Annotated in this window: 24 protein-coding genes and 1 pseudogene; 9 read left to right on the top strand and 16 right to left on the bottom strand. The window is 72.2% G+C overall.

Annotated elements, in window-relative coordinates:
- Nucleotides 1-137: 137 nt before the first annotated feature.
- The 4 genes and pseudogenes from KME66_RS05315 to KME66_RS05300 form a co-directional block, all read right to left on the bottom strand.
- Nucleotides 138-1,205, bottom strand: coding sequence for a TIGR04222 domain-containing membrane protein (locus tag KME66_RS05315; RefSeq protein WP_216319522.1), 1,068 nt, complete (start codon nucleotides 1,203-1,205; stop codon nucleotides 138-140).
- A gap of 5 nt (nucleotides 1,206-1,210) precedes the next feature.
- Nucleotides 1,211-2,624, bottom strand: a pseudogene (locus KME66_RS05310) (DUF692 family multinuclear iron-containing protein).
- A 121-nt stretch (nucleotides 2,625-2,745) separates the two neighbouring features.
- On the bottom strand, nucleotides 2,746-3,492 hold the full coding sequence (locus KME66_RS05305) for a DUF4142 domain-containing protein (protein ID WP_216329097.1): 747 nt from the start codon (nucleotides 3,490-3,492) through the stop codon (nucleotides 2,746-2,748).
- Between the two features lie 206 nt (nucleotides 3,493-3,698).
- Nucleotides 3,699-4,439, bottom strand: coding sequence for an aminoacyl-tRNA hydrolase (locus tag KME66_RS05300; RefSeq protein WP_216319519.1), 741 nt, complete (start codon nucleotides 4,437-4,439; stop codon nucleotides 3,699-3,701).
- A gap of 71 nt (nucleotides 4,440-4,510) precedes the next feature.
- Between KME66_RS05300 and KME66_RS05295 the strand changes: the two genes are divergently transcribed.
- Together KME66_RS05295 and KME66_RS05290 are read left to right on the top strand one after the other, a co-directional pair.
- On the top strand, nucleotides 4,511-5,185 hold the full coding sequence (locus KME66_RS05295) for an AIM24 family protein (RefSeq protein WP_073221080.1): 675 nt from the start codon (nucleotides 4,511-4,513) through the stop codon (nucleotides 5,183-5,185).
- 138 nt (nucleotides 5,186-5,323) lie between these two features.
- Complete coding sequence (locus KME66_RS05290; RefSeq protein ID WP_216319515.1) at nucleotides 5,324-5,518, top strand: hypothetical protein; 195 nt, start codon at nucleotides 5,324-5,326, stop codon at nucleotides 5,516-5,518.
- An 18-nt stretch (nucleotides 5,519-5,536) separates the two neighbouring features.
- Here the strand turns inward: KME66_RS05290 and KME66_RS05285 are convergent, their stop codons facing one another.
- The 4 genes from KME66_RS05285 to zapE form a co-directional block, all read right to left on the bottom strand.
- Nucleotides 5,537-6,259 (bottom strand): polysaccharide deacetylase family protein, encoded by a 723-nt coding sequence (locus KME66_RS05285; protein ID WP_253208237.1) that lies wholly within the window; start codon nucleotides 6,257-6,259, stop codon nucleotides 5,537-5,539.
- 242 nt (nucleotides 6,260-6,501) lie between these two features.
- Nucleotides 6,502-7,875 (bottom strand): alkaline phosphatase PhoX, encoded by a 1,374-nt coding sequence (locus tag KME66_RS05280; RefSeq protein WP_073221085.1) that lies wholly within the window; start codon nucleotides 7,873-7,875, stop codon nucleotides 6,502-6,504.
- A gap of 221 nt (nucleotides 7,876-8,096) precedes the next feature.
- The gene (locus KME66_RS05275; protein ID WP_216319512.1) at nucleotides 8,097-8,522 is read right to left on the bottom strand and encodes an OsmC family protein; all 426 of its coding nucleotides are present in this window, start codon (nucleotides 8,520-8,522) and stop codon (nucleotides 8,097-8,099) included.
- Between the two features lie 94 nt (nucleotides 8,523-8,616).
- Nucleotides 8,617-9,711, bottom strand: a complete 1,095-nt coding sequence (gene zapE / locus KME66_RS05270) for a cell division protein ZapE (RefSeq protein ID WP_079185608.1) — start codon at nucleotides 9,709-9,711, stop codon at nucleotides 8,617-8,619.
- A gap of 37 nt (nucleotides 9,712-9,748) precedes the next feature.
- Between zapE and KME66_RS05265 the strand changes: the two genes are divergently transcribed.
- The 4 genes from KME66_RS05265 to msrB all read left to right on the top strand — a co-directional run bounded on the left by KME66_RS05265 (nucleotide 9,749) and on the right by msrB (nucleotide 13,090).
- Nucleotides 9,749-10,537: a pyrimidine reductase family protein gene (locus KME66_RS05265; protein WP_216319509.1), complete on the top strand. Its 789-nt coding sequence runs from the start codon at nucleotides 9,749-9,751 to the stop codon at nucleotides 10,535-10,537.
- Nucleotides 10,538-10,699: 162 nt separating this feature from the next.
- Nucleotides 10,700-11,152, top strand: a complete 453-nt coding sequence (locus KME66_RS05260) for an indole-3-glycerol phosphate synthase (RefSeq protein ID WP_178378997.1) — start codon at nucleotides 10,700-10,702, stop codon at nucleotides 11,150-11,152.
- 78 nt (nucleotides 11,153-11,230) lie between these two features.
- The gene (murC, locus tag KME66_RS05255; protein ID WP_073221098.1) at nucleotides 11,231-12,631 is read left to right on the top strand and encodes a UDP-N-acetylmuramate--L-alanine ligase; all 1,401 of its coding nucleotides are present in this window, start codon (nucleotides 11,231-11,233) and stop codon (nucleotides 12,629-12,631) included.
- Nucleotides 12,632-12,682: 51 nt separating this feature from the next.
- Nucleotides 12,683-13,090 carry a peptide-methionine (R)-S-oxide reductase MsrB gene (msrB, locus tag KME66_RS05250; protein WP_073221101.1) on the top strand — a complete coding sequence of 136 codons (408 nt, stop codon included), beginning with the start codon at nucleotides 12,683-12,685 and terminating at the stop codon, nucleotides 13,088-13,090.
- Between the two features lie 105 nt (nucleotides 13,091-13,195).
- Here the strand turns inward: msrB and KME66_RS05245 are convergent, their stop codons facing one another.
- The 6 genes from KME66_RS05245 to KME66_RS05220 form a co-directional block, all read right to left on the bottom strand.
- Nucleotides 13,196-13,342 (bottom strand): hypothetical protein, encoded by a 147-nt coding sequence (locus tag KME66_RS05245; RefSeq protein WP_175467698.1) that lies wholly within the window; start codon nucleotides 13,340-13,342, stop codon nucleotides 13,196-13,198.
- 69 nt (nucleotides 13,343-13,411) lie between these two features.
- The gene (locus tag KME66_RS05240) at nucleotides 13,412-14,056 is read right to left on the bottom strand and encodes a glyoxalase (RefSeq protein WP_216319507.1); all 645 of its coding nucleotides are present in this window, start codon (nucleotides 14,054-14,056) and stop codon (nucleotides 13,412-13,414) included.
- A gap of 142 nt (nucleotides 14,057-14,198) precedes the next feature.
- Nucleotides 14,199-14,663, bottom strand: a complete 465-nt coding sequence (locus KME66_RS05235) for a hypothetical protein (protein ID WP_216319504.1) — start codon at nucleotides 14,661-14,663, stop codon at nucleotides 14,199-14,201.
- A gap of 184 nt (nucleotides 14,664-14,847) precedes the next feature.
- Nucleotides 14,848-15,318, bottom strand: a complete 471-nt coding sequence (locus KME66_RS05230) for a hypothetical protein (protein WP_253208236.1) — start codon at nucleotides 15,316-15,318, stop codon at nucleotides 14,848-14,850.
- Between the two features lie 64 nt (nucleotides 15,319-15,382).
- Nucleotides 15,383-15,628 carry a DUF397 domain-containing protein gene (locus KME66_RS05225; RefSeq protein WP_216319500.1) on the bottom strand — a complete coding sequence of 82 codons (246 nt, stop codon included), beginning with the start codon at nucleotides 15,626-15,628 and terminating at the stop codon, nucleotides 15,383-15,385.
- Nucleotides 15,625-16,503, bottom strand: coding sequence for a helix-turn-helix transcriptional regulator (locus KME66_RS05220; RefSeq protein ID WP_216319497.1), 879 nt, complete (start codon nucleotides 16,501-16,503; stop codon nucleotides 15,625-15,627). The genes KME66_RS05225 and KME66_RS05220 overlap by 4 nt, the downstream gene beginning before the upstream one ends.
- A 153-nt stretch (nucleotides 16,504-16,656) precedes the next feature.
- Here KME66_RS05220 and KME66_RS05215 point away from each other — a divergent pair, with 153 nt between their 5' ends.
- Both KME66_RS05215 and KME66_RS05210 read left to right on the top strand, forming a co-directional pair.
- Nucleotides 16,657-17,118, top strand: a complete 462-nt coding sequence (locus tag KME66_RS05215; RefSeq protein ID WP_216319495.1) for an ATP-binding protein — start codon at nucleotides 16,657-16,659, stop codon at nucleotides 17,116-17,118.
- Between the two features lie 203 nt (nucleotides 17,119-17,321).
- Nucleotides 17,322-18,059: a dienelactone hydrolase family protein gene (locus tag KME66_RS05210; protein ID WP_216329093.1), complete on the top strand. Its 738-nt coding sequence runs from the start codon at nucleotides 17,322-17,324 to the stop codon at nucleotides 18,057-18,059.
- A gap of 10 nt (nucleotides 18,060-18,069) precedes the next feature.
- Here KME66_RS05210 and KME66_RS05205 read toward each other — a convergent pair whose 3' ends face one another.
- Entirely contained in the window at nucleotides 18,070-18,519 is a 450-nt protein-coding gene (locus KME66_RS05205; RefSeq protein ID WP_073221124.1) for a MarR family winged helix-turn-helix transcriptional regulator, read from the bottom strand.
- A 63-nt stretch (nucleotides 18,520-18,582) separates the two neighbouring features.
- On the opposite strand from KME66_RS05205, the gene KME66_RS05200 reads away from it, so the two are divergent.
- Nucleotides 18,583-18,951, top strand: coding sequence for a VOC family protein (locus KME66_RS05200; RefSeq protein WP_216319493.1), 369 nt, complete (start codon nucleotides 18,583-18,585; stop codon nucleotides 18,949-18,951).
- An 87-nt stretch (nucleotides 18,952-19,038) separates the two neighbouring features.
- Here the strand turns inward: KME66_RS05200 and KME66_RS05195 are convergent, their stop codons facing one another.
- A complete protein-coding gene (locus KME66_RS05195; protein WP_216319491.1) occupies nucleotides 19,039-19,437 on the bottom strand; it encodes a hypothetical protein in 399 nt (132 codons plus the stop codon).
- Between the last annotated feature and the right edge of the window lie 2 nt (nucleotides 19,438-19,439).

Genomic DNA, 19,439 nt, shown 5'->3' with positions numbered 1-19,439 from the left:
TCTGCGGATGCGGAGAGGGATGGTCGGGCGAGTGGGCGCCGATGTCCAGCACCGCCCGGGAGAGCCACCGGGAACCACCCTGACGGCCGGTCAGGAATCGGACGTACGTGGCTGATTCAGAAACGGGGGAGACCGGTTCAGGAACCGCCGCCACAACTGGAACCGCCCCCACAACTGGACCCGCCGCCACAGCCGGCCCCGCCGCCTCCGCCGCCACAGCCGGAGCCGCTCGAACCGTCGCAGCCCGCCCCGCTGCCGCCCCCGCAACCGGACCCCGAGGAGCATCCGGCCCCGCCGCCACAGCCCGCATGGGAGCCGCCCCCGGCCGACCCGCCGCAGCTGGAGCCGCCGGGGCCGGAGGCGGCGCACCAGACCGCTGCCACGCCGACCGCGGTGGCCCCGGCCGCCGCGCCACCGGCGACGTACGACGAGGAGCGCCCGCGCGGGGCGCTCAGCCGCGCCGCCGCCGCCAACTGGGCCTGGAAGACCGGGTCCGGCAGCGCGCGGAGCCCCAGGGCGGCGACGAGACGGGCCGGGGCCGCCCCCTGGGCGCAGGAGGTCCGGAACGAGAGGGCGGCGTGGCGGCCCGACGTCGTGAGGCGGCTCGCGGAGGAGGCCGCGACGATCAGGCCGGTGCACGCGCCGATCACGATCGCGGGCAGCATCGTCACGAGGAACGGGACCGGCAAGCCGGCGGAGTCGGCCGCGGCGAACTGGACGAACGTGAGGACCAGGCTCACCGGCAGGGCGACGAGGCACGTCACTCCCTGGACCAGCCCCCACCGCCGCAGCGGGCGGAGCCGGTGGGGCGGCACCATCAGCCCGCGCGCGGCGAGCCCGTCGCCGACCTCCTGGATGGCGGGGTGCCGCATCACCGCTTCCCGCAGCACGTGCAGGGCACCGTTCGGGGCGGCGGCCAGCTCCTGCAGCACCGCGCGCTCCACCGGGTCGTTCACCTGTGCCCGCCGTACGGCGACGATGCCGGGCCCGCCGACGGCCAGCCGGCCGTCCGCGTGCAGTGCGGTCAGGGCGGTGTCCACGACCCTGGCCGGACCGCCGTTCAGGAACGCGGCCTCGTACAGGTCGTGAACGGCGGCGCCGGGACCGGGGGAGGGGCGCCGGGAGCGCTCGGCCACCGTCCTGACGACGAGCAGGACCGACGAGACGACCACCACGAAGGTCGCCGGCAGCGCGAACACGTTCACAGCGGTCACCTCCGCACGAGGACGGCACGAGCCGCCCGGACCAGTCGGGTCGCACGGCGCGGGGGCCGGGCGCCGGACCGGTCCTGCCACCAGTACGTCAGCCGGCGCCGCGCCGCCGGATCGGCCGGACCGCCCGCGACGAGCACGTGCTCCGCGAAGCCCAAGGCGTCACGGCGGTAGCCACCGGACATCGGGCGGCTCCGGGCGTACGCGAGGAACGCGGCACGGTAGCCGTCCCCCAGGATCTCCGGCAGTTCGGGGGCCACCTTGGCGACGACATCGGCGCGCTTGGCGGCCAGCGCCCGGCTCTGCACCCGCAGCCGCCGGTGGTCGAAGCCCTCCGGGGCGGGGGTTCCGGCGACCAGGGCGGAGAGCAGGGCGGCCTGCGCGACGGCGGTACGGTCACGGGTGCCGGCGGGGACGGGCGCGGGCGCGGCCACGCCCGTACGGTCCCCGGAGCCCCCGGAGCCCCCGGAGCCCCGGAGCCCCGGAGCCCCGGAGCCCCGGAGCCCCGGAGCCGTCGGACGCGGGAGGGGCGTCCGGGCCCGTCGGCGGTGCCGTCCTCCGCCGCCCGTCCGGCCCCGGGCCCGCCGGGGGCGCCGCCTTCCGCAGCGTCGCCCGGATCGCGTCGAGTTCGCCCGCCAGCTCCGCGCCCGGCGGGAAGGCGTCGTCCCGCTCCAGCAGCACGCCGGGCGGATCGACCCGGGAACGCAGCTCGGCCAGCACGTCCAGGACCGGTGGGGACACCGGATGGGCGTGCGTGTCGTGCCAGACGCCGTTCTTCTCGACCCCGCCCGCCACATGGACGTACGCGATGGCCTCCACCGGCAGCTCGTCCAGCGCCTTCGCCGGGTCCTGGCCCAGGTTGACGTGATTGGTGTGCAGATTCGCCACGTCGATCAGCAGCCGCACCCCGGTCCGCTCGACCAGCTCCGCCAGGAACTGCCCCTCGGTGAGCTCCTCGTCCGGCCAGGTGATCAGCGCGGCGATGTTCTCCAGGGCGAGGGGCACCGGCAGCGAGTCCTGCGCGATCCGCACGTTCTCGCAGAGCACGTCCAGCGCGTCCCGGGTGCGGGGCACCGGCAGCAGGTGTCCCGCTTCCAGCCTCGGCGACGCGGTCAGCGGCCCCCCGGCCCGTACGAACGCGATGTGCTCGGTCACCAGGGGCGCCCCGAGCAGTTCGGCGCGCGCCGCCAGAGCGGCGAGCCGGCCGGGGTCGGGGCGGTCCGCGCCCCCGAGGCCGAGTGCCACCCCGTGCGGCACGACCGTGACCCCGCGCTCGCGAAGCCGTGCGAGGGAGCCGGGAAGGTGGTCGTCGCAGAGGTTCTCCGCGACCGCCTCCACCCAGTCGACCCCGCTCAGCGCCTCCACCTCGGCCGCGATCTCCGGCCGCCAGCCGATCCCCATGCCCAGTTCCATGGTGCCCCCGTCCCCCTGCTCACCTCGGCCTGCTCTGGGGTCATGGCCCACTCGCGCGGCGATGAACCCGACCGGGGGGACGTTCAGAGCTTCATTTGAGGTTCCGGGACCACCGCCGCCGTTACGGCATCGGCATCATCGTGGGCGCCACCGGACGCGAGGTGAAGGACTGGTCGCCGGTCGGCGTCGCCGGCACCGGGGCCAGCGGGACCTGGCCGTCCCGGGGCATCGACGGGCCCGAAGGACTGGCGGTCGACCCGCTCACCGCTTCGCGCGCCAGGGCGTCGAAGTCGACGAACCCGGTCCCCTCCAGCATGGTGATGTGGTCCAGCACGGTCTGGTTGGCATCGGTCGCCAGCTGCCGGATCAGCGTGTTCCGGGTCGTGTGGCGGACCTGGCCGATCAGCCCGAAGACCTTGCCGTGGGCGGCGCGCAGGATGTTGGCGAACTTCCGCTCGTACGCGTCCCCGCTCGCCGCCGTCAGCTCCCGCAGCCATCCCTGCTGCTGGGCGGTCGGCTGGTTGGGCAGCTCCACCCCGAGCTTTGCCGCCACGTCCCGGGCCCGCCGGTCGAGGTCCGTGTGCCCGACGACGAGGTGGTCCCCGGCGGCCTTCGTCGCCTCGCTGGGCGCCCGTTCGATCGCCTGCTGCCCGGCGGGCAGCTCCCACAGCCCGGCGAGCCGCACTTTGACCAGGAAGTCCCGGTCGGTGGCGGAGAGCGGTCCCCACTGGGTGGCGACGCTGGAGGCGTTGAGATTCGCCTCGCCGGTGCCCGAGCGGTCCGCGTAGGACCAGACGGGGAACGCGAGCGCGCCGAGTGTGGCGACCAGTGCCGCGATGATGAGGGCCGTGCCGTTGATGCGTCGCAACAAGGTGTCTCCCGGGCCGAGGCGTGGCAGCGTCGATGGAACTGGCGTCAATCAACCGCCGATCGACTGGCTGTGCAGGCTACTTGGCGGTAAAGCCGAACAGGGCAGTACCGGGAGATACGCAGAAGGGAGCAGGAACACTCAACGCGCGGGCGACGGCGACGCGGCCGGCTCGGCGGCTCGGCGACGCGGGCGGACCGCCGTGGTCACCGTCCCGACGCGCGGCGCAGCGCCGGGTGGTCGGCGATCACCGTGCAGGAGCCCGGGGCGATCTCGGTGAACCCCGCGTCGCGCACCACCGGCAGCCCGCTCGCCGTCAGCTCCCGCCAGTGCTCCGCCCCCGGGGTGGCCACTGAGAGCGGGAACCCGGCCTCGCGCCAGGCCTTGCGCTCGGTGTCGGACAGCTCCCACCAGGCGAGCTGAGCCCCGTGCCCGGCCTGCGCCATCGTCTTGCCCGCCGACATCTCGACGTCGGGGTTCAGCCACAGCACCGGGCCCGCGAGATCGGGCTCGGCGGGCGGCTCGGGGTCGTCCAGGTCGGTGCCCGACACCTGGAGCTTGGCCAGTTCCTTGGGCCAGCCGTCCAGCGGGACCGGCGGGAACACCCGGACCTCCGCGCCGTCCTCGCCCGTCACCGTGATGCCGTCGAGCGCCGCCGCCTTGCGCCACTCCGCGCCGCGTGCCCGGCGCACGACCTTGCGGATCCGGGCGTCCTGCCAGTCCCGCATGGCCGCCGCCCACTCGCCGTCGCCGAGGGACCGCTCGTCGGAGAGGATCGTCAGCACCGCCCGGGCGGCGGCCCGCAGCGCGTCGGTGCGGGCGGGCGGGTCCGTCTTCTCCAGGTGGAGCACCAGGGGCAGCACGAACTGGGGCGCCTGGTCGCGGTCGGCCGGGCCGCTGGAAAACGGACTCCCGGAGGTTTGGGAGGGGGTGTCATGGCTGGTCACCGTCCCAGTCTGCCAGGCGCACGAGACCACCTGCTTGGCGGAACGACCGGGTCGGGGCGAGGATGCTCCGCATGAAGAGCGATCTCTTTTCCAGCGAGCACATGGCGCAGCCGGCCACCGCCCCCGGGATGACCCTGCAGAACGCCAAGTCGATCAAGTACGCCGTCAACGGGGAGATGCACGCCCGGCAGGGCGCGATGATCGCCTTCCGCGGCAACCTCCAGTTCGAGCGCAAGGGCCAGGGCATCGGCGGCCTGCTCAAGCGGGCCGTCACCGGCGAGGGCCTGGCGCTGATGGCGGTCCGGGGCCAGGGCGAGGCATGGTTCGCGCACGAGGCGGCGAACTGCTTCATCGTGGAGCTGGACCAGGGCGACTCGATCACGATCAACGGCCGCAACGTCCTCTGTTTCGACCCCACGCTCTCCTACGAGATCAAGACCGTGAAGGGCGCCGGGATGGTCGGCGGCGGCCTTTTCAACAGCGTCTTCACGGGCTACGGCAAGCTCGGCCTGATGTGCGAGGGCACCCCGATCGTGATCCCCGTGACGGCCGCCCAGCCGGTCTGCGTGGACACGGACGCGGTCGTCGGCTGGAGCCAGCAGCTCACCACCAGCCTGAACCGCTCCCAGAGCGTCGGCTCGATGGTCCGCGGCGGCTCCGGCGAGGCCGTGCAGCTGATGCTCCAGGGCGAGGGCTTCGTCATCGTCCGGCCCAGTGAGGCCCGGCCGGACAAGACCTCCAACTGATCCGGGACGCGCGGGTCGTGGGGCACCGGTACGGCATCGCGGGCCGCCGGGTGCCGCGTGGGGCCGGCCTCACCCCGCCCGCACGCCCCCGTCCCGGGGCGAGGGCGTGCGGCGGCGCGGCTGAGTAGGCTCGTGGGCGTGGACGACGACACCTACTGCGAGCCCTCGGGGCTCCCCGCCCCCGCTCCGCCCGCCGGACCCGCCGAAGGCCCTCCGTACGCCGAGTGCGTGCTGTGCCGCGAGCCGACCGAGTACCCGGAGTCGACCAGGGGCGCCACGCTCTGCCCGGTCTGTGCCTGGCAGGAGGCGGGCCGCACGGCCTGCTCCGGCTGACGTCCGGTCCGGCCCCGCTCAGGCGCCGTCCTCCATCAGCTCCGACACCTTCACGAAGCGGTAGCCGCGCTCGCGCAGTTCCGGCACGATCCTGCGTACCGCCGCCTCGGTGGCCGGGGCGGCGCTGCGCGTGCAGTGCAGCACCACGAGCGAGCCCGGCCGGACCCCGTCCAGCACCTGGCGGGCGACCGCGTCCGCGTCCGTGGCGAAGGCGTCGCCGCCGACCACGTCCCACTGGACGGCCGTCACGTCGGCCGGGGCCAGGGCGCGCAGGGCCTTGTCGTCGTAACAGCCGCCGGGGAAGCGGAAGTACGGCACCACGTTCCGCACCCCCGCCTCCCGGAACGCGGTGAAGGCGCGTTCGACGTCGCGGGTCATCGCGTCCTTCGCCACCGCCGGCAGCCCGTAGCAGGGGGAGCTGAAGGCGTGGTGGCTGTAGGAGTGGTTGGCGACCTCGAACAGGGGGTCGGCTCCGATGGCCTTCGCCTGGGCCGGGTACTCCTCGGCCCAGCGACCGGTCATGAAGACCGTGGAGGGCACCTTCAGCCGGCGCAGCAGCGCGACCAGCTCCGGATTGTCGAACCGCTCGCCGGCCGCGGCCCGGGGACCCTGATCGGCCGTCATGTCGGCGTCGAAGGTGAGCGCCACGACCTTCTCCGCCGCACCGCCGCCCGCGCCCGCGCCCCCTTCCGAAGCCCTCCGCTCGAAGACCGGGGTGCGGCCCGCCGGGCCGGGAGCCATCGTCGGCGGCTTCTTCGGGGCGGGCGATGCCGAAGCGGGCGGGGGCGGGGGACCGGGTGCGGGGGCCTTGTCCCCGCACCCGGTCAGGGCCAAGCCGGCCAGCAGAACCCCGACTGCCGAGACCGTCGTCTTCCGTGTCGTCCGCAACCTTCGCGCAGCAGTGATCACCCACGGAAAATATCCGACAATATGGTCATTTCGGCCGACGGCGCTCCGAAGGCGCGAGCCAGGGGGCGGTTACCTCAGCACCACGGCCCCGTCACCGCGAACGTCGTCCCCGGCCTGTAGCAGTTCACGTACATCGTCGAGCCGTCCGGTGAGAACGTCACCCCCGCGAACTCGCCCCACTCCGGCTCCCCGGGCGTCCCGATGTTCTGCCGCCCGCGTGCCATCGCGTACACCTCGCCGCGCCGGGTCACCCCGAGCACGTGCTGCGCGCCGCCGCCGTCCTCGCAGACCATCAGCCCGCCGTCGGAGGCCAGGCAGATGTTGTCGGGGGACTCGCCGGGCAGCTGGATGTCGGTGTCCGGGCCGAAGACCACCACCAGGGTCAGCCGGCGCTTCCTCGGCTCGTAGCGCCACACCTGCCCGTAGTGGTCGGCCGCCGAGCCGTCGTCGCGGCGGGCGAAGCTGGAGACGAAGTAGACCGACGAGCCGCCCCAGTAGCACCCCTCCAGCTTCTGTGCGTGGGTGATGCCCCGGGGCCCGAAGTCCTGGAGCCGGACCGGGGTCCCGGCCGCCAGCGGGTCCGGTACGGGGACCCACTCGATCCGGTCGAAGCTGGTCCCCGTCTCCTGGACGACCGACAGGTCGGGCACGCCCGGCACCCGCATCGCCTCCAGCTCCCCGCCCGCCCGGAGCGAACCGGTGCCGCCGAGCGGCTTCTCGGGCAGGAAGCGGTAGAAGAGCCCGAACGGCCGGTCGAACGCGTCCTCCGTCTCGTACACGATCCCCGACTTCGGGTCGACGGCGATCGCCTCGTGCTGGAAGCGGCCCATCGCGGTCAGCGGGACGGCCCCGGTACGGCGCGGATCGGCGCCGTCCACCTCGAAGATGAAGCCGTGGTCCTTGGTGTACCCGTTGGTCCCGGCCTTGTCCTCGTTCTCCTCGCAGGTCAGCCAGGTGCGCCAGGGGGTGGGCCCACCCGCGCAGTTGACCGCCGTGCCGGCGATGGCGACCCGCTCGCCGAGCACCTTGTTGCGGCCGTCCAGCTCCAGCGACGTACAGCCGCCCTTGGCCGCCGGGTCGTAGGTCAGCCCTTCGACGGCCGGCACGCCGATCTCGGCGTAGTGCCGGTTCTCGTGGTTGCGGACGAGGTGGATCCGCCCGTTGCGGCCCCGCAGGGCCGCCATGCCGTCGTGGTTGCTCGGCACCGGGCCCTCGCCGGAGCGCATCGGCTCGCCCTCCCGGGACAGCACCCGGTAGCGGAATCCTTTCGGCAGGTCGAGCAGGCCGTCCGGATCCGGGACGAGGGGGCCGTAACCGTGGTGGCCGCGCGCGGCTGCCGTGCCCGCGAAGAGTTCGGAGAAGGCCCCCGTGAAGGCGACCGCGGCGGCTGCGCCGCTGCCTGCCAGGACCTGACGTCGGGTTGCGGTGGAGCGGGGTGCGGTGGACATGAGGTGACTCCCTGTTGGCGGACAGGTGAAGTGACCCGCACGTGTGTAGCACGCACGAAGGCGCGGGGGAACCATGCGCGGCCCCGCGCCCCGTGTCGCCGCTGGGACGGCCCGGACGGGAGGAGCCGTCCGTGGACGGCTCCTCCCGCCGACGTTCAGCCGTGGACCGTCGGGCCCACGGGATCGACCGTCCGGGCCGACGGGCCCGGCGGACCGGCCGGTCAGGCCAGCGTGGCCGACAGGGTGATCGGCGCGCCGGTCAGCGCCTGGCTGACCGGGCAGTTCGCCTTGGCGTCCTCGGCCGCCTTCACGAAGTCCGCCTCGTCGAGACCGGGGACCGTGCCCTCGACCGTGAGGTGGATTCCGGTGATGCCGGTGCCGGGCTGGAAGGTGACGTCGGCCTTCGTCTCCAGCTTGGTGGGCGGCGTGCCCGCCCCGGCCAGTCCGTGCGAGAGCGCCATCGAGAAGCAGCTGGAGTGCGCGGCGGCGATCAGCTCCTCCGGGCTGGTCTTCCCGTTCGCCGCCTCGGAGCGGGACGGCCAGGAGACGTCGTACTCACCGATGCCGGAGGAGTCGAAGGTGACGACCCCCTTGCCCTCGATCAGGTTGCCTTCCCAGACCGTGTGCGCCTGACGCGTGGTAGCCATGCTGGATCCCTTCGAACGGTGTGCGCGGTTGTACGGCATAACAGGGGGGGCATCTCGCGGCGCGTGGTGCCCCGTTCGCGTTACGCCCCCGAACCTACTGCGCCACCAGACCCTTCGCGTCACGCGCCAGCGCCGTCAGCCGGGAGATCGCCCGGAAGTACTTCTTCCGGTACCCGCCGTTCACCATCTCGTCGCTGAACAGCCGGTCGAACGGCACCCCGGAGGCGAGCACCGGAACCTCCCGGTCGTACAGCCGGTCGGCCAGCACCACCAGGCGCAACGCCGTCGACTGGTCGGGCACCGGCGTCACCCCGGTCAGGCACACCGCGCCCAGCTCGTCGGTGAGCGCGCCGTACCGGCTCGGGTGCACCTTCGCCAGGTGGTCCAGCAGACCCGCGAAGTCGTCCAGCGACGCGCCCGGCGTGGCGTACGCGGCCCGGGTCACCTGCTCGTCGCTGTACGGCGGCGGGGCCTCGGGCAGACCGCGGTGCCGGTAGTCCTCGCCGTCGATGCGCAGCGGGCGGAAGTGCGCGGACAGCCCCTGGATCTCGCGCAGGAAGTCGGCCGCGGCGAACCGGCCTTCGCCGAGCTTGCCCGGCAGCGTGTTCGAGGTCGCGGCCAGCGCCACCCCCGACTCCACGAGCCGGCTGAGCAGCGAGGACACCAGCACGGTGTCGCCCGGGTCGTCCAGTTCGAACTCGTCGATGCACAGGAGCCGGTGCCCGCTGAGCGTCTTGACGGTCTGCTGGAACCCCAGCGCGCCCACCAGGTTGGTCAGCTCCACGAAGGTGCCGAACGCCTTCAGCGACGGCTCGGCGGGCGTGGCGTGCCAGAGGGAGGCGAGCAGGTGGGTCTTGCCGACGCCGTAGCCGCCGTCGAGGTAGACCCCGCGCGGCCCGGCCGGCGCGGCCGGCTTCCTGCTCCCGAACCACCTGCGGCGGCCGGAACCCGTCGCGTGCGCCCCGCCGAGCCCGGCGGCGAAGCCCGCCAGGACCGTGACCGCCTCGCTCTGGCTGGGCTGGTTCGGGTCGGGTACGTACGTGTCGAAGCGCACCGCGTCGAAGCGCGGCGGGGGCACCATCTCGGCGACCAGACGGTCGGCGGGGACGTGCGGCTCGCGGGCGCACAGGGACAGCGGGGCCGTTTCGGCAGGGGGGCTCTGCCCCGGAAACGCGGTGGAGGACGACACAACTCTCCACCCTAAGGCCCGTGCCAGACTGCACCCCATGCGAAGCCTGTTCCCTGTGACGGACCTGACAACGACGGGCGCCGCCGCCCCCGACCGCGAGTGGAGCCTCGACGAGCTGGCGGAGGCGTACGCCTACCCCGCGGGCCTGTCCGGCGGGACCCCCTGGCTGCGCGCCAACATGGTCTCCACCCTCGACGGGGCCGCCCAGCACGACGGTCGCTCGCAGCCCATCTCCTGCGCCGCCGACATGCGGATCTTCGGCACCCTGCGGGGCCTGGCCGACGTCGTGATCGCCGGGGCCGAGACCGTACGCCAGGAGGGGTACCGTCCGGCCCGCGCCCGCGAGGCGTTCGCCGCGCGCAGGGCCCGTGCCGGGCAGGGCCCCGCACCCGCCGTCGCCGTGGTCACCGGCTCCCTGGACCTGGACCTCTCGCTGCCGCTGTTCACCGAGCCGCTCGTCCCGACCCTCGTCGTGACCGGTGCCGGGGCCCCCGACGACCGGATCGACGCGGCCCGGAAGGCGGGCGCCGACGTGGTGATCGCGGGTGACGGGACCGGGGCGGACCCCGTCCGGGTGGTGCGCGAGCTGGCCGCCCGGGGGCTCACCCGCCAGCTCACCGAGGGCGGGCCCCGGCTGCTCGGCCAGTTCGTGGCGGCGGGAGCTCTGGACGAGCTGTGCCTGACCCTCTCCCCGATGCTCACCGCGGGTGACGCCCAGCGCATCGCCGGGGGTCCCGGGGTCGCCTTGCCGGAACGTTTTTTCCTGGCATCGCTGCTGGAAGAGGCCGGTTTCCTCTTCTCTCGGTACCGTCGGACCGACAGTTAGCGGAATTTACCGTTCCGCTTAGCTCCTGCTGGGCACACTTACCCCTGCAACCCCGTGGAAGCACGGGGAAGGATGGTTTCAGCAAGCGACCGTCGACGGTCGAGCCGGCGGTCGACGAGACGAAGAAGCGGAAGGGCGCCTGTCGTGTTCACAAGCGTTTTGATGATCGAGAAGCCGCTCACCGCCGAGGACGTGGACTTCGTCACCACGCTCCACGGCGAGGAGCGGATCTCGTTCGTCGTTCTGTTGCAGCCACGCGGTGACCAGGCCGATGTTCTGCTGCGCGCGATCGACGACGTGGCGATGGGGGAGCTGAAGGAAGCGGTGCGCGAGGGGGAGGAGCCGGAGGGCAACGAGGCCCGCGAACCCGCCGAGATCGGCCTGGAGTACTCCCTACGGGCCCTGCGCCAGGCGGGCGCCGAAGCCGTCGGACAGGTGGTCGAGGACCATCCGCTGGACAAACTGACGACCGTCGTCGAGGAGGCGGGCGCGGACGAGGTCATCGTCCTGACGGCCCCGCACTACGTGGAGGAGTTCTTCCACCGGGACTGGGCCTCCCGGGCCCGCCACAAGGTGGGCGTCCCGGTGCTCAAGCTCTTCGCGCACAGCGAATAGGCTGAGGGCCGCGCGGACGGCCGGAGGGCAACCCGGAACCGCGTAGGACGCTCACCAGGAACACCTTCGGAGGCAACGATGGCACCCGGCATTCCCGCCGCCATGGAACGACCCCACTTCATCGGCATCGGCGGCGCCGGAATGTCGGGCATCGCGAAGATCCTCGCCCAGCGCGGAGCGAAGGTGGCGGGCAGCGACGCCAAGGAGTCCGCCACCGCCGAGTCGCTGCGGGCGCTGGGGGCGACCGTGCACATCGGGCACGCGGCCGGGCACCTGGCCGAGGACGCGTCCTGTGTCATCGTCTCCAGCGCCATCCGCGCCGACAACCCGGAGCTGCTGAGGGCGAACGAGCTGGCCGTCCCGGTCGTCCACCGCTCGGACGCCCTGGCCTCCCTGATGAACGGGCTGCGGGCCATCGCGGTGGCCGGCACCCACGGCAAGACCACGACGACCTCGATGCTGGCCGTCGCCCTCTCCTCGCTGAGCCTGGCCCCCTCGTACGCCATCGGCGGCGACCTGGAGGGCCCCGGCACCAATGCCACCCACGGCGAGGGGGACATCTTCGTCGCGGAGGCGGACGAGAGCGACCGCAGCTTCCAGAAGTACGACCCCGAGGTCGCGATCGTCCTCAACGTCGAGCTGGACCACCACGCGAACTACGCCTCGATGGACGAGATCTACGACTCCTTCGAGACCTTCGTCGGCAAGGTCGTCCCCGGCGGCACCCTGGTCGTCTCCGCCGACCAGCCCGGCGCGGTCGAGCTGACCCGCCGGGTCCGCGACCTCTCCGACCTCAAGGTCGTCACCTACGGCTCCGCCGAGGACGCCGACGTACGCGTCCACAAGGTCACCCCGCGCGGCCTGACCAGCGAGGTCACGGTCCTCCTCAACGGCAGGTTCCTCACCTTCACGGTCTCCGTCCCCGGCGCCCACTACGCCCACAACGCGGTCGCCGCGCTCGCCGCCGGGGTCGCCCTCGGCATCCCCGCCCACAACCTCGCCTCGGCCCTCGGCTCCTACACCGGGGTCAAGCGCCGCCTCCAGCTCAAGGGCGAGGCGGCGGGCGTGCAGGTCATCGACTCGTACGCACACCACCCCACCGAGATGACCGCCGACCTGGAGGCCATGCGCGGCGCTGCCGCCGACTCCCGCATCCTGGTCGTCTTCCAGCCGCACCTGTTCTCCCGCACCCAGGAGCTGGGCACCGAGATGGGCCAGGCCCTCGCGCTGGCCGACGCCTCCGTGGTCCTGGACATCTACCCGGCCCGCGAGGACCCGATCCCCGGCATCACCAGCGCCCTGATCATCGACGCGGCGAAGGCGGCGGGGGCCGAGGTCACGGCCGTCCACGACCAGGCCGACGTGCCCGCGGCGATCGCGGGAATGGCCAAGCCCGGCGATCTCGTTCTCACCATGGGAGCGGGCGACGTCACCGACCTCGGCCCGCGCATCCTGGACCACCTGTCGAGCGCCCGGTAGCCGGCCGGCCACCGAGCGCACCGACCCCATCGCCGAGCTGAGGAGCGAGCCGTGCCGTACGACGTCGAGAAGCCGGACGAGCAGTGGCGGGAAGAGCTGACCCCCGCCGAGTACGCGGTGCTGCGCCAGGCCGGCACCGAGCCCGCCTTCCGCGGTGAGTACACCGACACCAAGACGGCGGGCGTCTACTCCTGCCGGGCCTGTGGGGCGGAGCTGTTCCGTTCCGACACGAAGTTCGAGTCGCACTGCGGCTGGCCGTCCTTCTACGACCCGAAGGACACCGACGCGGTCGAGCTGATCGAGGACCGCAGCCACGGCATGGTCCGCACCGAGGTGCGCTGCGCCCGCTGCGGCTCGCACCTGGGCCACGTCTTCCAGGGCGAGGGCTACCCCACTCCGACGGACCAGCGCTACTGCATCAATTCGATCTCGCTGAACCTGACGCCCGACGAGGGCTGAGCCGGACCCCGGCAGAACGCGAAGATGCCCGCACAGGAGATCTGTGCGGGCATCTTCCGCGTACGCTTCCGGGCGCCGCTCCGGCCGCCCGCCCGAGCGCCGGTGTCACCGGCGTCCGCGCAGCCGTCCCAGCAGGCCGCGCGCCTGGGCGCGCTTGCGCGGGTCGGCCGCGGCACGACGGGCCGAAGCGATGGTCCGGCGGCCCTGGGGGCTGCGGGTGAACCGGGTGATGCGGGCGATCAGGCGCGACATGGTTCCTCCTCGGGGACGTCTGCCTCTCGCCTACCCCGGGAGCGCCCGATCGCACGCTCCCGGCGGATCTCAGGACTGTGCGGCCTCCCAGACGAAGCCGTCCGGGTCGGTGAAGCCGTTGCCGCCAGCGGAGCCGATGACGATGCGGTGCGAGCCGGTGCCGTCGGCGGGGACACCGAGGTCCTTGGCCAGCGCCCGGTGCTTGTACAGCGCCAGCTTGACCGGGCAGGCGTCACCGGAGGCGAACTCGGCGTACTTCCCGCCGAAGCTCTTGCCCACGGTCAGACCCCGCTCCACGTAGAACTGCTTGGTGGCCTTCACGTCCTGCACCCCGAGCAGCAGGACGACCTCGTCGATGTCACGGGTGGCGGGTCCGGTGTCCTTCTTCGCGGAAGTCGCGATCTTCCAGATCGTCCCGTCGGGCGCCTGGACGACGCCGCCGTACCCCCACAGCGACTTCGTGGCGGGCTTCAGCACCGTGGCGCCGGCGTCGACGGCGGCGGAGACGAAACCGTCGACGGTGGCCGGGCCGGAGACCGTGAGGGCCAGGGTGAAGCCGCGAAACCCGGTCGAGGCCGCTGAGGATGCCCGCAGGCTGACGTATCCGTCCACGCCGAAGGCCCGGTAGAAGTGGCCGGCGGTCTCGGGGTCGGCCACCTCAAGGGTGACGGAGGCGAGGGCGGTGGGGGCTGCGGAGGAAGTGTTGGTTGCCATGTCCCTCACGCTAGAGGCGGGAAGGCCACCGGGGCTTCTCCAAACCTGACCGGTCTCGCCCCGACCGGGACTGTCCTGACTGTTCCCGCCCCGACCGGTCCTGTCCTGACCGGTCCTGTCCTGACCGGGCCTCGCCGCCCCCTCACTCCGGGCCGTTGCCGCTCCCGGTGCGCAGCAGCGGGTGGATGACCCCCGGGAAGACGGTCGCCTGCACGGCCTCCTCGCCCGACCCGCCCGTGACGACGGTCTCGGCGACGCCCCAGGGCCGCCCGGCCAGGTGCACGGTGATCGTGTACGAGGAGGAGCAGCCGGTGCACTCGTAGCGGTCGGCCCAGGTCTCGACCTCGGTGGTGGAGCCCGGGTAGCGCTTCACATGCCGGTGGCGGGCGTGGCAGTGGTCGCAGGTCTCGCCGGGCTCGCAGGTCCCGCCGCAGGGGCAGGGCACGTCGAAGGACTCGGCGGGCGTCCAGCGCTGCACGAGGACGGCGTCGCGGGTCGCGGCCGTGTCCTTCATGGCCTTGAGGTTGCGGGCGGCGACGTTGTACGACTCGCCGGTGGCGGCCATCCGGTCGCGGATGACGTCCTTGCGTCCACGGTTGGTCGTCATGCGGTTCCTCCTGGGTTCACGCAGCCCGCCAGGAGGCTCACGAGTCGTACGGATATCCCTTTACGGTACCGGCCCGGCCCGTACGTTCCCGCCTCCCCGTACGGCGGGGACGGATCAACACGTGGCGCTACGTCCCGGGCCGGGGGCACGGGAGGACCGAGTCACGACGACGACGGACCCCGTGTCACCGCGCGGGAGCGACCGCCGGCGCCACAGCGGCCCGGGACGAGGAATCCGTGGTGAAGGCGGTGGCTGCGGGGAGGGAGTAGCCCGCCGCGTCGTGGCCCTTGCAGAAGCGGCTGTCTGCCGGATACCGGCGGCGCGTCCTGCCCGTCCCGGTGACGTCGGGCTGGGGCAGCCAGGCCCGGTCAGGGTGACGGAAGCGCAGGTGTGACATGGCCCGGCGCACCACGCGCCCCTCGCAGAGGGACAGGGGAACGCGCGTGGTGGTCATCTGACCGGCCGGACAACGGTCGCAGAGCCGGTAGGAGAACTCACCGACCACTCTGCGGTGCTGGACCAGGAGCAGGTGATGCTCGCTGGACCCGGCCGGGGGCGGACAGGCCGTCCACTCCAGGCGATCCAGCAGACGTGCGTGCCAGCGCTTGCGCGCCCAGCGCCGCCGAACAGCTTCGAACCGACGATTCCCGACCATGCCCATGCGTCCCGGGTGCCCCGGCGTTCTCTCGCCATGCTTCCCTGTTCGGGGGTCCCAGGAATCAGCCCCGGACGGCGTACGAGAGGAAGCGCGTCCAGGATGCCGGGGCGAGGGCGAGCCGGGGGCTCTCGTCGAGCTTGGAGTCGCGGACGTGGACGGTGGAGGGGCAGGCGGCGACCTCTACGCAGGAGTCGCCTTCGGCGCTGCTGTAGCTCGACTTGTGCCACTCCAGGGCGACCTCCACACAGGAGTCGCCGTCGCCGCCGCTGTAGCTGCTCTTGAACCAGGCCAGGGGTGTGGTGCTCATCTCGCTCCTCGCATCCGCCGCATCAGGCTCTGGGAGTCGTCCAACGAGAGAGCCTGTGAACGCATACTGGCACAGCGCATCTGGATCACGCTGACCACTTTGGGGTCGGAGACGAACTGCCCGTACAACTGCCCTTCCAGGTATCCGAACCACTGGTGATCCAGAGTCTCCAGCAACTGCATGGGGCCGTCGATGGCAGCGTGACGATGCCGCACCAACGGCATGATCTGAATCTCCACATTGCGCAGCTCGGACAGATCGAGGATGTGGTCGAGCAGTTCCCTGGTGACGTCCTCGCCGCCCAGGTCCCGAAGGAGCAGATGCTCTTCGAGGATGAAGCTGAACGAGGTGTTGGGGCGCTCGTGCAGCAGCCGCTGACGCTCCAGCCGAGCCGCGAGCCGCGCCTCGATCTGCTCGTCGGCGAGAGGTGGCAACCGATCGGCCAGCAGCCTCCGTACGTACGCCGGTGTCTGCAACAGCCCCGGAATCAACCGGCACTCGTACGTGAACAGGCTCAGCGCCGACAGCTCCAGTTCCGCCCACTGCCGGAACCAGCTCGCCAGCCCCTTCCGCCGCGTCAGATGCTTCGCCGCCGCCAGGATCACCCCGAACGCGTCGAGGATGCTGTCCGCGCGCTCCGCGAAGTCCGGCGGCGGGAGGCGGCGGCCCTGCTCGATGGAGGCGACGGTCTCGGGGGAGTACCCGACGAGCGGGGCGAACTGTTCCTGCGTCAGCCGTGCCCGCTTGCGGAAGGTCTTGACGACCTCGCCGAACATCTTGAGGCTGTACTGCGGTTCGGGCTCGGGGCGGCGCGCGCCGCCGTTGCCGAAGGTCCCGTACATCGGGCTTTCGATGCTGTCCGTGCCGTGCGTCATGTACGGCCACCTCCCCGTGCGCCTGTCCTGGTTCGCGACCCGTCCATGCTCACGGAACGTGACCCGTACCGTCCACCCTTCGCGCCCGTACGCTGACACAGCGTACGGGTTGCCGACCTGGTGAGGGGGGCCCGCGCCCCGGAATCTGGGGGCATGGAAGCACCTGTAACGACTCAACCTCCGGTAACCGTACGTGTGTTCAAGCATCAATACCCGGCGGAACCGCGAGGGGCCCGCCTCGCCCGCCGCGTGGGCCTGTACAAGCTGCACACCTGGGGCATCCGGTATCTCAGTGACGCCTCGGAGTCGGCGGCCCTGATCATCGGAGAGCTGGCGGCCAACGCGGTGACCCACGGCCGCGTCCCCGGCCGCGACTTCGAGCTGCGCCTGTCGTACCTGCCCGGCGACCCGGAAGCGCCGGGCCTCCTGCGGATCGAGGTCTCCGACACCCGCGGCGAGCGCCGGCCGCCCAGCCCCGGCGAGATCGCGGCTCCGGTGGACGGCTCCGACAGCGGGCGCGGGCTGCTGATCGTGGAGGCTCTGGCGGACCGCTGGGCGGTGCTCGACCGCAGCCCGGGCAAGACGGTCCGGGCGGAGGTGGACCTGCTGTACTGAGGAGCGGGCGGCGTGCATCTGGACGCGGCCGGTCCGGCTCTGCCGCGCGCCCGGCTTCTGCCCGTGGCAGAACATCGGCCGGGGCGGGCTACGCGGCCGCTACGGTCCCGTTCCATGGCGACGATGACAGCGCTGACGGAGATGGCAGCGCTGACGGAGATGGCAGTGGTGACGGAGATGGCGGCGTGACGGGGACGACAGCGGTGACGGCGGTGACTACGCGCACGGTCGAGTATGCGGCCGACGGTCTGACGATGGCCGGGTACCTGGCACTCCCGGCCGGAGCCGCCCGGCGGCCGGCGGTGCTGCTCGGGCCGGAGGGCATAGGGCTCAGCGACGTCGAGCGCCGCCGGGCCGACGCGCTGGCCGAGCTGGGATACGTAACGCTGGCCTTCGACCTGCACGGCGGGCGCTACTTGAGTGACCCCGAGGAGATGCTGGCCCGTTGCCTGCCGCTGCTCGCCGATCCCGACCGGATGCGGGGCATCGGTCATGCGGCGCTCGACGTGTTGCGCGCCGAACCGCGGACCGACCCCGACCGGATCGCCGCCGTCGGCTACGGCACCGGGGGAGCGATCGGGCTGGAACTCGGGCGCGACGGCGTCGGCCTGCGCGCGATCGGGACGGTCAACGCCACGACCACCGGCCGACCGGGCGAGGCGGCGAACATTCGCTGCCCGGTGTGGGCCGGGGTCGGGTCGGAGGACCCGATCATGCCGCCAGCGCAACGGGACGCCTTCACCGCCGAGATGCAGGACGCGGGTGTCGACTGGCGTCTCACGGTCTACGGCGGCGCCTTGCACGCCTTCCACCACCCGCCGGTCGACCACCCCACCGTCCCCGGCGTCGGCCACCACCCCCGGCACGCGCGGCGCGCCTGGCGCGACGTCGTCGACCTGCTCGCCGAGTGCGTGCCTATGGAGGGCGGGCTGGGGGCCTGACCCAGGTGGACTATGCGGGGCCGCGCAGTGAATGGATCATGCTCCGGAGGGCCCGGAACGCACTTTCCTGCTCGTTCCCGGTCATGCCGGCCAGCATTCTGACCTCGACGGCCCTGACCGCCGCGGACGCCTCCTCCAGGCTCTGTCGTCCACGAGGTGTGAGCTGTGCGGGGAGAACCTTCCCTACTGCCGCCTCGGCGGGCCTGGTCACGTAGCCGTCCCGCTCCAGGGCCTGGAGCAGCACGTTCATCGACTGCCGTGTCACGAACGCGCCCCGAGCGAGCTCGGAGTTCGACATGCCCGGCCGTTGCGCCAGCAGTTCGAGGCAGGAGTAGTGCGTGACGGTCATCCCGAGGGGGCGGAGGACCTCCTCCATGGCTACCCGCAGGGCGGTCGAAGCCTCTTTCAGCAGGTAGCCCAGTGACTTGTCCAGGTCGACGCCCGCACCCTCTTTGCTCATGTCAGAAGTCTGACATACGGTGGCGCGTGTCAGGAAGCTGACATGAATCGAAGGAGTGTCACCATGCCCGCCACCGGTCCCGACTTCATCTCGTTCCAGGCGCGCGACCTCGCCGCCTCGCAGGCGTTCTACGAGCAGTACCTCGGCCTCGTCCGCTCACCGGCCGGACCTCCGCACGCCGTCGTCTTCGAGACGAAGCCGATCGCGTTCGCCCTGCGCGAGGTCATTCCCGGGACGGACTTCGCGTCGGTCGCCCAGCCCGGCATCGGTGTCGCGATCTGGCTCCACGCCACGGACGTCCAGGCCGTCCATGACGCGCTCGCCGCCGACGGGCACACCATCGTCTCGACACCGATCGACGGCCCCTTCGGTCGGACGTTCACCTTCGCGGACCCGGACGGCTACCACGTCACGCTGCACGACCGGGCCTGACGGGGCGGGTTCTGTCCGGCTTCAGCTTCGGAGTGCCCTGTGGGGGCATCGCGAAATTCCCGCTGACGCACCCACAGGGTCATCCTTCTACGACGGATCGCCCCCGTGTAGGGACGTCCGAATGTGGTGGTACTGGGCGTACATGGAGGTGAGCGCCCAGGAGTTGTCGCGCACTTCTAGGAATTCAAGGACCAGCGAGAACAGGTGCTCCACGGCCTGTTGCTCCTGCTCAGGCTCCAGGTGCAGGTTCTCGAATCCCCGGAAGTCGAGTTCTGGCAGCGTTTGGGCGAGCACCCTCCGGACCCAGTGCTGACTGGACAGCTCACCCTTGCGAACGGCCAGCCACTCGTGGAACCCGCGAAGCAAGCCACCGGCGCGCGCCTGATTGAACCCCATGATGAACATGGCTGTCGAGTGGTAAGTTCCGTTCAGTCCGTACGCGCTCTGGTTCGCTCGGATGCGTTCAATTATTTCCTTGTCGGTCATTG

The organism is Streptomyces sp. YPW6 (assembly GCF_018866325.1).
Taxonomy (GTDB): Bacteria; Actinomycetota; Actinomycetes; order Streptomycetales; family Streptomycetaceae; genus Streptomyces.
Note: the sequence above shows the minus strand (reverse complement) of the source record. Positions and strands in the feature narration are given on the sequence as shown.

What these genes read in the sequence shown, in the direction of transcription:
- KME66_RS05295 (WP_073221080.1), top strand. Translation starts at nt 4,511, where the DNA reads ATGAAGAGCGATCTCTTTTCCAGCGAGCACATGGCGCAGCCGGCCACC.
- KME66_RS05285 (WP_253208237.1), bottom strand. Translation starts at nt 6,259, where the DNA reads ATGGCTCCCGGCCCGGCGGGCCGCACCCCGGTCTTCGAGCGGAGGGCT.
- KME66_RS05280 (WP_073221085.1), bottom strand. Translation starts at nt 7,875, where the DNA reads ATGTCCACCGCACCCCGCTCCACCGCAACCCGACGTCAGGTCCTGGCA.
- KME66_RS05275 (WP_216319512.1), bottom strand. Translation starts at nt 8,522, where the DNA reads ATGGCTACCACGCGTCAGGCGCACACGGTCTGGGAAGGCAACCTGATC.
- KME66_RS05265 (WP_216319509.1), top strand. Translation starts at nt 9,749, where the DNA reads ATGCGAAGCCTGTTCCCTGTGACGGACCTGACAACGACGGGCGCCGCC.
- KME66_RS05260 (WP_178378997.1), top strand. Translation starts at nt 10,700, where the DNA reads ATGATCGAGAAGCCGCTCACCGCCGAGGACGTGGACTTCGTCACCACG.
- murC (WP_073221098.1), top strand. Translation starts at nt 11,231, where the DNA reads ATGGCACCCGGCATTCCCGCCGCCATGGAACGACCCCACTTCATCGGC.
- KME66_RS05245 (WP_175467698.1), bottom strand. Translation starts at nt 13,342, where the DNA reads ATGTCGCGCCTGATCGCCCGCATCACCCGGTTCACCCGCAGCCCCCAG.
- KME66_RS05240 (WP_216319507.1), bottom strand. Translation starts at nt 14,056, where the DNA reads ATGGCAACCAACACTTCCTCCGCAGCCCCCACCGCCCTCGCCTCCGTC.
- KME66_RS05235 (WP_216319504.1), bottom strand. Translation starts at nt 14,663, where the DNA reads ATGACGACCAACCGTGGACGCAAGGACGTCATCCGCGACCGGATGGCC.
- KME66_RS05230 (WP_253208236.1), bottom strand. Translation starts at nt 15,318, where the DNA reads ATGGTCGGGAATCGTCGGTTCGAAGCTGTTCGGCGGCGCTGGGCGCGC.
- KME66_RS05225 (WP_216319500.1), bottom strand. Translation starts at nt 15,628, where the DNA reads ATGAGCACCACACCCCTGGCCTGGTTCAAGAGCAGCTACAGCGGCGGC.
- KME66_RS05220 (WP_216319497.1), bottom strand. Translation starts at nt 16,503, where the DNA reads ATGACGCACGGCACGGACAGCATCGAAAGCCCGATGTACGGGACCTTC.
- KME66_RS05215 (WP_216319495.1), top strand. Translation starts at nt 16,657, where the DNA reads ATGGAAGCACCTGTAACGACTCAACCTCCGGTAACCGTACGTGTGTTC.
- KME66_RS05205 (WP_073221124.1), bottom strand. Translation starts at nt 18,519, where the DNA reads ATGAGCAAAGAGGGTGCGGGCGTCGACCTGGACAAGTCACTGGGCTAC.
- KME66_RS05200 (WP_216319493.1), top strand. Translation starts at nt 18,583, where the DNA reads ATGCCCGCCACCGGTCCCGACTTCATCTCGTTCCAGGCGCGCGACCTC.
- KME66_RS05195 (WP_216319491.1), bottom strand. Translation starts at nt 19,437, where the DNA reads ATGACCGACAAGGAAATAATTGAACGCATCCGAGCGAACCAGAGCGCG.